Raw genomic sequence first — 13,099 nt, forward strand, 5'->3', positions numbered from 1 at the left:
TTCTTTATGTTCTTATACACAATAAAAACAAATACGGTTTTCTAAAAAAGTAAAAAACATTGCCTAACATTTAAAGCTTTTGTTTTATGTTAGCTAGCGCATCAAATCTATAAAAAGATAAAAACTATATACTCATATCCCACTATTTACATGGAAGAACTTTCTAAAAAATCGTTAATTACTTTAGCACATGCCAAAATGCCATTTGGGAAATATAAAGATTGGTATTTGTCTGATATTCCTGAGCCTTATTATGTTTGGTTTAGGCAAAAAGGCTTTCCCGAAGGAAAACTCGGAAAACAAATGCAAGCTGTGTTAGAGCTAAAAATAAACGGGTTAGAACCACTGCTAAAACAAGTAAGAAGATTAGGTTCAAGCTAATAAACACAAAAGTTTCCTTAGGTTTTACAGAAACAAAAAATTAAACGGATTAGCTAGAGGAAATCTAAATATGAATTTGTATTTTTGCACCCCGTATAGACATTTTTTACAACCCAAAACTACTAAAATGGCCCAAACCAAGTACATTTTTGTTACCGGTGGTGTTTCTTCGTCTCTCGGGAAAGGAATTATCGCAGCTTCTTTAGCTAAACTTCTACAGGCTAGAGGATACAGAACAACTATTCAGAAATTAGACCCTTACATAAATGTTGACCCAGGAACGCTAAACCCATACGAGCATGGGGAGTGTTTTGTAACAGAAGATGGTGCCGAAACCGACTTAGATTTAGGACATTACGAGCGTTTTTTAAACGTAGATACCTCGCAAGCAAACAACGTTACAACGGGAAGAATTTACCAAAGCGTAATAGAAAAAGAACGCCGTGGCGAATTTTTAGGGAAAACCGTACAAGTAGTGCCTCATATTACAAATGAGATTAAAGAACGTATACAGATTTTGGGAAATAGCGGCGATTATGATATTGTAATTACCGAAATTGGAGGAACCGTAGGCGATATAGAATCGCTTCCGTACATCGAAGCGGTACGCCAGTTAAAATGGGACTTAGGAGAACAAAACTCGTTGGTGATTCACCTTACCCTTATCCCCTACCTTTCTGCTGCAAAAGAACTTAAAACAAAACCTACGCAACACAGTGTTAAAACCCTTATGGAAAGCGGGATTAATGCCGATGTATTGGTTTGTAGAACCGAGCATGAATTAAGCGGAGAATTACGTCAGAAATTAGCACAATTTTGTAACGTAAAACCCGAAGCGGTTATCCAGTCTATCGATGCCGATACCATTTACGATGTACCTAATTTTATGCTAAAAGAAGGTTTAGATACCATTACATTAAAAAAATTAGGGATGCCAGATGAAAAGCAACCCGATTTAACCCAATGGAATGAATTTCTAAAACGCTTAAAAAACCCTAAAGCCGAAGTTACTATAGGTTTAGTAGGAAAGTATGTAGAATTACAAGATTCATACAAATCTATCCTAGAATCGTTTATACACGCAGGTGCAGCCAACGAAGTGAAAGTAACTATAAAGTCAATCCACTCCGAGTTTTTATCTACCGAAAGTATAGCGAAAGAAATTAGCGCTATGGATGGTATTCTAGTCGCACCAGGCTTTGGAGAACGTGGTATAGAAGGAAAAATAAAAGCTGTACAATATGCTAGGGAACATAAAATACCTTTCTTTGGGATTTGCTTAGGAATGCAAATGGCAGTAATTGAGTTTGCAAGAAATGTGGCAGGAATTACCGATGCAAATTCGGCAGAAATGGACGAAAACAGCAAAGCGCCTGTAATTGACATTATGGAAAACCAAAAAAACCTAACTCACATGGGGGGAACCATGCGTTTAGGGGCTTGGGATTGCGACCTTGTACCAGGTAGTCTAGCCGAGAAAATGTATGGTAAAACACAAATTAGCGAGCGTCATAGGCATCGCTACGAATACAATAACGATTACAAAACACAATTAGAAAAGGCAGGATTAATAAGCTCTGGAATTAACCCGCAAACCCAATTGGTAGAAGTAGTAGAAATAGCCAACCACCCTTGGTTTATAGGCGTGCAATACCATCCAGAATATAAAAGTACCGTAGCAAATCCTCACCCGCTTTTTGTAGGTTTTGTAAATGCTGCTAAAATATACGCGCAAGAAAAAAAATAATGTCAGTTTGGCATATCTAGTGGTTTTGGTAATTAGTTTGTGAACCTCTAGATTGCGGCTTTGTTATAAAAGCCTCTTTTATTATTAAAAAATAACTATGGAAGAAAAAAAGTTCGATTTAAATTCAATTATTGGCTTTGCACTTATTGCAATCATTTTAATCTGGATGCTTTACAGCAGTAAAGACGATACCGCTCAAAATGAAGCCGATGTTAATACCCCTGCACAACAAGAGCAAATAACCGATAAAGCTCCAAAAGAATTTAATAATGCTACTGCAGCAGCAGACAAAAAGGTGCTCCCAGATTCTATTCAAAACATCTTAAATACAGAAAAATACGGTGCATTTGCTTATTCTGCAAGCTTAACTTCTGCTACAAATGAGATAACAACGATAGAAAATGATGTACTAAAGTTAAGTGTAAGTAATAAAGGAGGACAAGTTGTAGAAGCTAAACTTAAAAATTTTAAAACATACGACTCGTTACCAATTTACCTTATTAGAGATAACAACGCGGAGTTTAACCTAAACCTTAGCACTACCGATAACAGGAAATTAGCCACAAAAGATTTATATTTTCAACCTGAAATTATCAAAAAAGGCGATCATACGGCTTTATCTATGAAGCTAAAAGTAGCCGAAGATAAATACTTAGAGTATTATTACGAGCTAAAACCTGGCGATTATATGCTGGATTTTGCAGTACGTTCTAACGGATTAAACCAAGTACTTAGCGGAGATGAACTACAAGCAAATTGGAAACTTAAAGCTTATAGACATGCCAAAAGTAATTCTTACGAAAATAGATATGCCGAAATTGTCTGGGAATACGAAAACGGAAAAGATAACTATACTGGGCAAGGAAGCCTAGCCGAAGAAAGCGATAAAGATGTCTCTTGGATAGCTTTTAAACAGCACTTTTTTACTTCTATCCTACTTACCGATACGCCATTTAAAAAAGCTGATTTTATTTCTAAAAATCTTATTGAAGATGAAGAAGTAGATACCACTTACCTTAAAGCTTATGAGGCTAAATTTCCTATCGCTATAAAAGGAGGAGAAATCAACCAAAATATGAATTGGTATTATGGTCCGTCAGATTATAAAACCTTAAAGCAATACGACCGTAATTTAGACGAGATTGTCCCATTAGGATGGGGAATTTTTGGTTGGATAAACAAATACTTTATCATTCCATTTTTCGACTTTATCAGCGGATTTTTACCTGCAGGAATTGCCATTATCTTTTTAACCATTGCTGTAAAACTTTTACTATCGCCTATCCAGTACAAGCAATATGTTTCGCAAGCTAAAATGAAGGTATTACGTCCTGAAATTAACGAGCTTAATGAAAAGTATAAGGATAACGCTATGAAGCGTCAGCAAGAAACCATGAAACTCTACAACAAAGCGGGAGCCAATCCTATGAGTGGATGTTTACCTTCGTTAATGCAAATTCCGGTGTTTTATGCTTTATTCCACTTTTTCCCAAGTGCGTTTGATTTACGTCAGAAAAGCTTTTTATGGGCAGAAGATTTATCTAGTTATGATACCATAGCTGAGCTTCCTTTCCATATTCCGTTGTATGGAGACCACATTAGCTTATTCCCTATTCTAGCCTCTATTGCTATCTTCTTTTATATGATGATGACCACAGGGCAAAACATGCAACCTACACAACCAGGAATGCCTAATATGAAGTTTATTCTTTATTTATCGCCTATCTTTATGTTGGTATTCTTTAATAACTATGCAAGTGGACTTTCTGTTTATTACCTTACCTCTAACCTTATTACCCTTGGGATTATGTTGGTAATTAAAAACTTTATTATTGACGATAATAAAATACTGGCTAAAATTGAACAGAACAAACAAAAACCTGCCAAGAAAAAAGGAAAATTTGCGAGAAAATTCCAAGAAATCATGGAGGAAGCTGAAAAACAACAGCGTAATAAAAACAGCAAATAATTTTGCTCAACATTAAATGCTAAACTATTGTAAGGTAGTTTTGGTCTAAAAAAATAAACCCTAAGTTTTTAAAAAGCTTAGGGTTTATTTTTTGTATTTGATGCGATTGTTTCTTTTCTTAAATAATTTTACCTAAAAACTTTACGGTTTATAATTTTAACTTCCCCATCTTGTGCTAGTTGTTTAATTGCTCGAATAACTGTTTCAACTCGTTGTCCTGTTAAATCTGCAATTTGTTGTCGTGTAAGCTCTACCTGAAAAAGTTTTTCACCTCCATATTTATTTTTCAGAAAGTCTATCAAGGTTAAAATTCGGTGTTCTGGAGAGTGTACCGATATTTCTTTTAAAATTGTAGCTTTATAATATAAACGTTTAGCTAAAATTTTAGTGAATTTTAAATTAATTTCAGGATTATGCCTTAGTAATTCAAAAAACTTTTTTTTTGAAAGTTTATAGTATGTTGTGGGTTTTACAGCAGCTGCAGAGGCGGGATATTTAAAATTAGCAAACAAAGGTGGTTCGGCAAAGCTTTCTCCATTATAAAAAAAAGCCTGAATAAACTCCTTACCATTATCGTTTATATTAAACATTTTCACTTCACCTATTTTAATTTGAAAATAAAAATCTGCCCGTGCTTTTTCGGTTACAATATTTTCTAACGCTTTAATTTTTTCGAGGGTTGCTCCAAAATCTAGTAATATTTCTTCAGGAATCATTTCTTTATGATTTGCCTCATAAAATAAGGCTTATTATACATGTAAATTTACCTTAAATTAAGTAATATTTATTTTATCATGAGATATTTATCTATAAAAAAAATGCAACATGAGTTTCTAAAGGACTATTATATGTATATTCCTTTAACTATCATCCTTAATAGCTGCGTAGGCTCTGTTGCTGCTATGGGAATTTTGGCACAGGGTACAAATTTATTATCAGCAATAGAACTTACTATTTGCGTATCGTTATGCATGGGGTACAACGCAGCATTATTAGCTGGTCTAAATAAAAAGTTTGCTTTTTGGCTTTTAATAATCGGTATGCTTGTAAACACATTATTAATTTTTATAACTTTACTGTAAAAATAATGAAAAAAAATATCGAATCTCAAGAAGATGTTACCTTACTCGTACATACTTTTTATGCTAAAGTTAGAGAAAATAAACTTCTGGGACCTGTTTTTAACAATGTTATAAAAGATTGGCCTTCACATCTAAAATTACTTGTGAGTTTTTGGGAGAGTAATCTTTTTTTTGAAAGAAAATATTTTGGTAACCCAATGCATGCGCATATAGAAGTCGATAAAAAAGTTAAAGGTATAATTAATGAACTTTATTTTGAAACTTGGTTAACCCTATGGAATGAAACCATTGATGAGCTTTTTGAAGGCGAAACGGCTGAAATTGCTAAAAACAGAGCAAAGAACATGGCGTTTTTTCTAAATAAAAATATTTTTGATGCTCGAAATCATCAACCTCAATAGGTAAAGTTACCTACTGCCAATAATAAAAGCTAAGTATTTTCTACCTTAAAAATTAATCGCTGGTAAAAAACACTTAGCTTTTGTAAGTTTTTATAAAATATGGCAGTCAATTATCGCAACATAACCGTGTCTATACGGTGTAAAATACCGTTATATGCTCTTGCATTGGTTTTGATAATATTGCTGGTTCTATTCTGTAAATCTTTTAATTTATTAGCATCTTGTGTTATGTTTCCGCCTAGCATTTCTATAGTTTGCTGCTGAAAATCGGTAGCTGATAAATATAAATTTTCTGCAATATGTAAATTTAAAATATCGGTTAAGTCCTGTGTTGTAATATGCGCTAAAGTAGCATTTTCTGTAGGATACAATTCTAACAACACACGCTCAAAAGCTTTATTGTCTGGAGCAAAAACAGTATAAGGGGGCGTATGGGTAGTATTGGCATTATCGTTAAGGAAATCAAGGTAATTCTGAGTAGCTTGGTCTTCTCTACTTAATGCTTCATGGAAATTTACCAGTTGATTATCTGCTTCGATAAAGGTTTTTAAATAAGCAATTGGGATAAAATTATCGGTTAAATGGATTACCCCATTTGTACAAACAATATTAGGCGTATTGATAGATGTTGTTGCGTTAAGCTTTGTTCCTAAGGTATTATTCATAAAGATAGAGAGCTGATGTTCCTCCTGTGCATCATAAGCTAAACTGCTAAAATAATCGGTTTTAAACGCATTAGAAGTTAGTTTCCCTTCCATCCATTGGTTGTTTAATAAATTATTTAACGCAGCTTCACTAAGGTGTGAAAAATCAGTGTTTTGAAAAAAACTATTATTAGGAATAAACAGGGTGTAATTTAGGGTATTCTGTGTAAGCTTATCTTTAAACTCGGTGAAATTGCTTAAGTTTTGTAAAACCGAATAATATTCCTGAAAATTTTTATCGGCTGTTACAAACGTATATAATGTAGGTAGAGGAATTACATGATCTACGCCGTGTAATATTCCATTATCTACATCGATATCGGCTTCGGTAATTTTAGAAATTCCGTTAAAAAGCACTTCTTCATTTGTATTAATCAGCATGCTTAAGTTGGTCGTAGTACTATCGGTAATAGGAGTTGTAGCGTTTGTTTTGGTATATCCGCTTACAAAATTACTTTTAGGTACCAAACTAGATAATAAATGGTAATTTACAAGTTGTAAAGCCGTATCATTATCCAAATCTGCTAAACTTGTTAGGTTATTTTCTTCCAAATAAGTTTCTATAGCCGTATTATTAGGCGCAAATACAGTATGTGTCCCTGCATTTCCGTCTAATGTATTTGCCATATTGGTGCGTACAAGCAGGTTGTAAAATAAGCTATATTCGGGTGTTTTTTCTAAGAAATTGGTAATAGAATTTGTCCCTTCAATAATACGTCCACCATCATCATTGCTACAACTTAACAGTAACAAAAAGATAAAGCTTAAGCTGGTAATTTTTTTGATTTTTAAAATAAAATTCATTCTTTAGAGTTTTAAACGTAAAAATACAATAGCTATGCGTATAAACAAATTTACATGCCTATTATTATGGGGGTTGGGCAGTGTCTTTTTTAGCCAAGCACAAGAAGTTAATCAATTTGATGCACAGGGAAATCGCCATGGGAAATGGGTAAAACACTATGAAAATTCAGACCAAATACGCTATCAAGGCACTTTTGAGCATGGTAAAGAAGTAGGTACTTTTAAATTTTACAAACCCGATAGTAAAAAACAACCTGTAGCCACCAAAACTTATCGTGCTAATAATGATACTATACAGGTAAAGTTTTATAACAAAACAGGCAACCTGGTAAGCCAAGGTGGAATGTTAGGACAACAACGGGAAGGAAAATGGATTATCTACCATAAAAACAGTAAACAAGCCATGAATATAGAGTATTATAAAAATAATAAACTACATGGTTGGGTAGAAACTTATTTCCCAGATGGTACACTTACCGAGCGTACTCATTATAAGCATGGCGTTTTAGATGGAGAACAATTTATCTACGGAAAAAACGGACAGCTAATTCAGTATTATACATATAAGAATGGGAAATTACACGGATTAACCAAAACCTATTCAGGTACTGGGAAACTACGTTCTGAAGGGAATTATAAAAATGGAATGCGCCATGGTGAATGGAAAACTTATGAAAACGATAGCCTAAAAACACAAAAATATCCAAATTTAAAACCTAGTGTAATCAAGAAAGAATAAATCCGACAGATAAACGTACTTTTGTACAGATAAAATATGATGTTGTGGGAAACAAAAAAAGAGTAATTGTAGGTTTAAGTGGCGGAGTAGATTCTAGTGTTTCTGCTTACTTATTAAAAGAACAAGGATATGATGTTATTGGCTTGTTTATGAAAAACTGGCACGATGATTCGGTAACCATTAGCGATGAATGCCCTTGGTTAGACGATAGTAACGACGCGATGCTTGTGGCAGAAAAATTAGGAATTCCGTTTCAAACCGTAGATTTAAGCGAACAATATAAAGAACGTATCGTTGACTATATGTTTAACGAATACGAAAACGGACGCACACCCAACCCTGATGTGTTGTGTAACCGAGAAATAAAGTTTGATGTTTTTATGAAAATTGCCTTATCGCTTGGTGCAGATTATGTAGCAACAGGGCATTATTGCCGTAGGGATAGCCTCCAAATAAACGGAAAGACACAATACCGTTTACTAGCAGGAAAGGATAAAAACAAAGACCAATCTTATTTTTTATGTCAGCTTTCGCAAGAACAACTTAGCAAAACGCTATTTCCTATTGGCGAGCTTCAAAAAAGTGAGGTAAGAGAAATTGCAGCACAACAAAACCTGGTAACGGCCAATAAAAAAGATTCGCAAGGACTTTGTTTTATAGGTAAAGTTCGTTTACCAGACTTTCTTCAGCAAAAATTAAAGCCCAAAAAAGGAGATATTGTAGAGGTCGATGCAGCAAATGATATTTATAAAAAAGTGCTTCCCGAATCATTTTCTTCTAAAGAAGAAGAATTGGACTTTTTAGCACAAAAAACAATTTATCCATTAGGAATTGGCAAAAAAGTTGGCGAACATAACGGCGCGCATTATTTTACAAAAGGACAACGTAAAGGGCTTGCTGTTGGTGGTACTCCCCTACCTTTATTTGTGATAGAAACCGATGTGGTAAATAACATCATTTACACCGGTCAAGGAAAAAATCATCCAGGACTATTGCGCCGAGGATTATTGGTAAAACCTAACGAGACACATTGGATTAGAGAAGATTTAGCCATAAAAACAGGCGAAAGCATGCCTATAAAAGCACGCATACGCTACCGCCAAACCCTAGAAGACGCAAAACTATACCAAACCGAGAAAGGCTTGTATGTAATATTTGATACTCCGCAAACGGCAATTGCCGAAGGGCAATTTGTAGCTTGGTATTTGGATGATGAATTGATAGGTTCTGGAGTAATTTCGTAACTTGTAGGCAAATTGTATATTTGCTTATATGAAGCTTAATTGTATTATTATATTCCTTATTCTAGGAATATTTCCGCTTACAGCACAAGAACATGCTTGGGTTTATTTTAACGATAAACCCCAAGCTGATACTTATTTAGCTAATCCACAAAGTATGCTTAGTCAACGGGCATTAGCTAGAAAAAACCTACACCAAACCCCTATTGATGTACGCGATGTTCCTGTAGAAGAAAGTTATGTAACTACGATAAAAAACCAGACAGGAATTTCTGTAAAAGCAACTTCTAAATGGCTTAATTGCGTACACGTAATTGGAGATATTAATACCATTAACGCACTTATCAATTTTAATTTTGTCGATAAAATTGTATTCGCGAATAAAAATATAAGTCCGGTTACTTCCAAAATAAATAAAAGAGATTATACTACAATAACAAAAAATGTAGAAAATCAAGAAGAAGTATATACCTACGGAAATACACAAGAGCAGGTAGAAATGTTAAACGCTCATGTGCTACATGAAAACAATTATACTGGCGAAAACATACATATTGCCGTGATAGATGGCGGATTTTCGGGCGTAATGAACATAGCAGCTTTTTCTGAGCTACGCAACCAAAATAGACTTCTAGGTGGTTATGATTTTGTAGAAAAATCTACCAATTATTGGCTTCCTGCTGGAGATCACGGCACAAAAGTTTTGGCGACAATGGCAGGGAATATCCCTAACCAATATGTAGGTACAGCGCCAAAAGCCAGTTATTATTTATTTAGAACCGAAGATGGTAATGCTGAAACTCCCGTAGAAGAAAGCTACTGGGTAGAAGCCATAGAACGAGCCGATAGCTTAGGCGTAAATGTCATAAATACCTCTTTAGGTTATAGTATTTATGATAATTCTGCATACAGTTACACCCCTTCTGATATGGATGGACAAACAGCTTTTTGTTCCAAAGCAGCCAATATTGCCACCGAAAAAGGGATGCTTGTAGTGGTTTCTGCAGGAAATTCTGGAAACAATAGCTCTTTTCCAAATATTAGTGCTCCCGCAGATGCTAATGTACTTACGGTAGGTGCTGTAGATAGTAATGAAACTTATGCTAATTTCAGTTCTATTGGTTCTACCGCAGACGGCAGAATAAAACCCGATGTTATGGCAAAAGGTGTTTCTACGGCGGTAATAAATGCTAACAATACCATTGTTGCCAACAACGGAACTTCGTTTTCTGCTCCTATTATCGCTGGTGCAGCCGCTTGTTTATGGCAAGCAAACCCATCCAAAACCGCCGAAGAGCTTATGCAAATTATAAAAGCTTCTTCCTCTAGATACAACCAACCAGATAATTTTTATGGTTATGGAATACCCGATTTTAGTTTAGCCCTTAATAATGTCTTAAACACCACAAAAAATAAAACCAATACTAGTTTAGTTTACCCTAATCCTACCAACAATTTTATTCAAATAAATACATCTTACACTTTCAATTATAAAATCTATAATACACAGGGAAAATTAATAGAAAAGCGTAAAGGTGTACAACAAAAAATTGATGTCTCAAACTTTACACAAGGAATATATATTCTTCATTTAGAGATAGAAAAACAAAACTTTATTCATAAAATAATAAAATACTAATGACAACTAATAGAATAACACAGCTTTTTAATGTAAAATACCCTATAATTCAAGGAGGAATGATTTGGGCAAGCGGATGGAGATTAGCTAGCGCTGTAAGCAATGCTGGCGGACTTGGAGTGATTGGTGCTGGCTCGATGTACCCAGACGTTTTACAAGAGCATATTACAAAATGTAAACAAGCAACCGATAAACCTTTTGCGGTAAATGTACCTATGCTCTATCCTAATATCGAAGAAATTATACAGATTATAATTAAAGAAAATATAAAAATAGTATTTACTTCTGCAGGAAATCCTAAAACATGGACTCCCTTATTAAAAGAAAACGGAATAACGGTAGTACATGTAGTAAGCAGTTTAAAATTTGCTTTAAAAGCCGAAGCAGCAGGCGTAGATGCTGTTGTAGCAGAAGGCTTTGAAGCTGGAGGACATAATGGCCGAGATGAAACCACGACCTTTACGCTAATTCCTATGGTAAAAGAACAATTAAAAATACCCTTAATTGCTGCAGGAGGAATCGCAACAGGAAGAGGCATGCTGGCAGCAATGGTATTGGGTGCAGATGCTGTACAAATAGGAAGCAGATTTGTAGCCACACCAGAGGCTTCATCTCATCAAAACTTCAAAAATGCAGTTGTCGAAGCTAAAGAAGGAGATACAAAACTCACCTTAAAAGAATTAGCTCCTGTACGACTCATTAAAAATAAGTTTTTTAACGATGTGGAAGAACTTTACAAAACAGGACCTGGCATAGATGAGTTAAAAGCACTTTTGGGAAGAGCGCGAGCCAAAAAAGGAATGTTTGAAGGCGACCTTATAGAAGGTGAATTAGAAATAGGACAAATAAGCGGTTTAATTCACGAAATAAAACCAGCAGCTGTAGTAATAAACGACATTATGGAAGAATTTGAGAGCGTAAAAAAAGAAATGTTCTAAATTTTAGACACATTGTAAATATTTATAAAAATCTCTGTGTTAATTTTTTAGCATAGAGATTTTACTTTTCTATAGAAGCCATTCCTAATAGTCTAGCTATAATTACCGCAGGAAATAACACCCCCATAACCGATAAAAATGTGGCTAACATTTTTGTAAAAATATTTACCGGATAAATATCTCCAAATCCTACCGTAGTTAATGAAGATAGGCTAAAATATATAAAGTGTACATAATCTATATCATTTCCTTGTAATGCTACATTTCCTGCTATAGATTCTCCTGTAGTACTATGTATTACCTCTAGAGTTAATGCGCCCATCAAAGCTAATAACAAGTATACATTTACAGCGCCTATTACCCTATAGGCATTAATACTATAATCTCTAAACAAGAGTTTTAAGTTGATGATTATAAATAAAATAGTATTGGCTATAGCGATTAAATTTTCTAATACATAGTACGAGTAAGGATTATCGCCAAAACGTATAACTCTTAATCCTAAATGAATACTAAATAAGGTTACACTAATAAAAATTAACCATTTATTATTGGTAGAAAACGCTCCTGAAAGAAATACGCTTAACAGTAAGACATTAAAAAGTAAAATACCTTGGTTACTAGTAGCCATAACAATTGGCAGAACAAAAACTACACAGAGTAACATTACTAAAAGTGTAACAAAACTAACATCTGCCAACCAATACGATTGTATCTTATTAACGTAATTTTTCACCAGTTATATATTGCTTAGGTGAAACAAAAATACAAAGATTAGCTTTTATCCTGTTCTTTTCTAGAAAAATACTTTTATGCTAAACGCTATTCTTTAGGAAATTCAACTTTCCATAGTCCTCTTAAATCGTTTAACTGATAATTAGTAGCTAAATCTTTTGGGTATTTTTCTTGTATTAACTGCAATGTACTTGGTAAAATATCTATTGCTGGGTTTCCATGACATTTTAAACAAGCTGGCATCGCCAGGTTAATTCGTTTATAATAAACGGGAGATTCTATAGGTAATAAAGTATCTATAAGGGTTTTATTTTCACTAAAAAGTGCAAAAGCAGCTTTATCTGTTGGCGTAGATAAATTGTTTTTAGGATTACGATTTTTATCTGAAATACGCCCTATTTTTAACTGAAAGTGTTTAGATAAAGAATCTGTAATAGGCATAGCTTCTACAGCACAAAAGTCTACCGCATAGGTAGTTCCTCCTTTTTTAATAGAGGAAGCCACTTTACCAAGCAAGGTTTGTTGAGCTATTGCTGTTGCAGAATCCGCTTTAGTTTTATATTCGGTTAATAATCTATAATTATCCTGAGCGTTGTTTTTACAAGATAAAAGCCCTAAAAACGCTATGAAATAAATTAATTTTCTCATTTTAGAAGAGTTTATGGGTAAAATACGCTATTCTCTTTAAGAATATCAGTAACTAAAGTTACTAAAAAACT

Annotated in this window: 13 protein-coding genes; 9 read left to right on the plus strand and 4 right to left on the minus strand. The window is 34.1% G+C overall.

Annotated elements, in window-relative coordinates; genetic code table 11:
- Positions 1-150: 150 nt before the first annotated feature.
- The 3 genes from GGR32_RS01960 to yidC all read left to right on the plus strand — a co-directional run bounded on the left by GGR32_RS01960 (position 151) and on the right by yidC (position 4,097).
- A complete protein-coding gene (locus tag GGR32_RS01960; RefSeq protein WP_183475796.1) occupies positions 151-381 on the plus strand; it encodes a DUF3820 family protein in 231 nt (76 codons plus the stop codon).
- A 127-nt stretch (positions 382-508) separates the two neighbouring features.
- Positions 509-2,128, plus strand: coding sequence for a CTP synthase (gene pyrG / locus GGR32_RS01965; protein ID WP_183475798.1), 1,620 nt, complete (start codon positions 509-511; stop codon positions 2,126-2,128).
- A 97-nt stretch (positions 2,129-2,225) separates the two neighbouring features.
- Entirely contained in the window at positions 2,226-4,097 is a 1,872-nt protein-coding gene (gene yidC, locus GGR32_RS01970) for a membrane protein insertase YidC (protein WP_183475800.1), read from the plus strand.
- A 128-nt stretch (positions 4,098-4,225) separates the two neighbouring features.
- Here the strand turns inward: yidC and GGR32_RS01975 are convergent, their stop codons facing one another.
- Complete coding sequence (locus GGR32_RS01975; protein WP_183475802.1) at positions 4,226-4,813, minus strand: Crp/Fnr family transcriptional regulator; 588 nt, start codon at positions 4,811-4,813, stop codon at positions 4,226-4,228.
- A 78-nt stretch (positions 4,814-4,891) separates the two neighbouring features.
- Here GGR32_RS01975 and GGR32_RS01980 point away from each other — a divergent pair, with 78 nt between their 5' ends.
- A complete protein-coding gene (locus GGR32_RS01980) occupies positions 4,892-5,179 on the plus strand; it encodes a hypothetical protein (RefSeq protein WP_183475804.1) in 288 nt (95 codons plus the stop codon).
- Positions 5,180-5,184: 5 nt separating this feature from the next.
- Positions 5,185-5,580, plus strand: a complete 396-nt coding sequence (locus GGR32_RS01985) for a group III truncated hemoglobin (protein ID WP_183475806.1) — start codon at positions 5,185-5,187, stop codon at positions 5,578-5,580.
- Between the two features lie 110 nt (positions 5,581-5,690).
- On the opposite strand, the gene GGR32_RS01990 is transcribed toward GGR32_RS01985, so the two are convergent.
- Entirely contained in the window at positions 5,691-7,088 is a 1,398-nt protein-coding gene (locus GGR32_RS01990) for a fasciclin domain-containing protein (RefSeq protein WP_183475807.1), read from the minus strand.
- A gap of 34 nt (positions 7,089-7,122) precedes the next feature.
- Between GGR32_RS01990 and GGR32_RS01995 the strand changes: the two genes are divergently transcribed.
- The 4 genes from GGR32_RS01995 to GGR32_RS02010 are packed head-to-tail and all read left to right on the plus strand — an operon-like array spanning position 7,123 to position 11,645.
- Positions 7,123-7,827 carry a toxin-antitoxin system YwqK family antitoxin gene (locus GGR32_RS01995; RefSeq protein WP_183475809.1) on the plus strand — a complete coding sequence of 235 codons (705 nt, stop codon included), beginning with the start codon at positions 7,123-7,125 and terminating at the stop codon, positions 7,825-7,827.
- A 44-nt stretch (positions 7,828-7,871) separates the two neighbouring features.
- Complete coding sequence (gene mnmA / locus GGR32_RS02000) at positions 7,872-9,071, plus strand: tRNA 2-thiouridine(34) synthase MnmA (protein WP_183475811.1); 1,200 nt, start codon at positions 7,872-7,874, stop codon at positions 9,069-9,071.
- Between the two features lie 28 nt (positions 9,072-9,099).
- Complete coding sequence (locus GGR32_RS02005; RefSeq protein ID WP_183475813.1) at positions 9,100-10,707, plus strand: S8 family serine peptidase; 1,608 nt, start codon at positions 9,100-9,102, stop codon at positions 10,705-10,707.
- On the plus strand, positions 10,707-11,645 hold the full coding sequence (locus tag GGR32_RS02010; protein WP_183475822.1) for an NAD(P)H-dependent flavin oxidoreductase: 939 nt from the start codon (positions 10,707-10,709) through the stop codon (positions 11,643-11,645). The genes GGR32_RS02005 and GGR32_RS02010 overlap by 1 nt, the downstream gene beginning before the upstream one ends.
- Positions 11,646-11,706: 61 nt before the next feature.
- Here GGR32_RS02010 and GGR32_RS12095 read toward each other — a convergent pair whose 3' ends face one another.
- Entirely contained in the window at positions 11,707-12,381 is a 675-nt protein-coding gene (locus tag GGR32_RS12095) for an ion channel (protein WP_183475824.1), read from the minus strand.
- Between the two features lie 86 nt (positions 12,382-12,467).
- Positions 12,468-13,028: a Tll0287-like domain-containing protein gene (locus GGR32_RS02020; RefSeq protein WP_183475826.1), complete on the minus strand. Its 561-nt coding sequence runs from the start codon at positions 13,026-13,028 to the stop codon at positions 12,468-12,470.
- Positions 13,029-13,099 lie beyond the last annotated feature (71 nt).

It is taken from the genome of Mesonia hippocampi (assembly GCF_014197445.1).
Taxonomy (GTDB): Bacteria; Bacteroidota; Bacteroidia; order Flavobacteriales; family Flavobacteriaceae; genus Mesonia; species Mesonia hippocampi.

Excerpts from the sequence above, each read along its gene's own strand:
- GGR32_RS01960 (WP_183475796.1), top strand. The coding sequence starts at position 151 with ATGGAAGAACTTTCTAAAAAATCGTTAATTACTTTAGCACATGCCAAA.
- pyrG (WP_183475798.1), top strand. The coding sequence starts at position 509 with ATGGCCCAAACCAAGTACATTTTTGTTACCGGTGGTGTTTCTTCGTCT.
- yidC (WP_183475800.1), top strand. The coding sequence starts at position 2,226 with ATGGAAGAAAAAAAGTTCGATTTAAATTCAATTATTGGCTTTGCACTT.
- GGR32_RS01975 (WP_183475802.1), bottom strand. The coding sequence starts at position 4,813 with ATGATTCCTGAAGAAATATTACTAGATTTTGGAGCAACCCTCGAAAAA.
- GGR32_RS01980 (WP_183475804.1), top strand. The coding sequence starts at position 4,892 with ATGAGATATTTATCTATAAAAAAAATGCAACATGAGTTTCTAAAGGAC.
- GGR32_RS01985 (WP_183475806.1), top strand. The coding sequence starts at position 5,185 with ATGAAAAAAAATATCGAATCTCAAGAAGATGTTACCTTACTCGTACAT.
- GGR32_RS01990 (WP_183475807.1), bottom strand. The coding sequence starts at position 7,088 with ATGAATTTTATTTTAAAAATCAAAAAAATTACCAGCTTAAGCTTTATC.
- GGR32_RS01995 (WP_183475809.1), top strand. The coding sequence starts at position 7,123 with ATGCGTATAAACAAATTTACATGCCTATTATTATGGGGGTTGGGCAGT.
- GGR32_RS02005 (WP_183475813.1), top strand. The coding sequence starts at position 9,100 with ATGAAGCTTAATTGTATTATTATATTCCTTATTCTAGGAATATTTCCG.
- GGR32_RS02010 (WP_183475822.1), top strand. The coding sequence starts at position 10,707 with ATGACAACTAATAGAATAACACAGCTTTTTAATGTAAAATACCCTATA.
- GGR32_RS02020 (WP_183475826.1), bottom strand. The coding sequence starts at position 13,028 with ATGAGAAAATTAATTTATTTCATAGCGTTTTTAGGGCTTTTATCTTGT.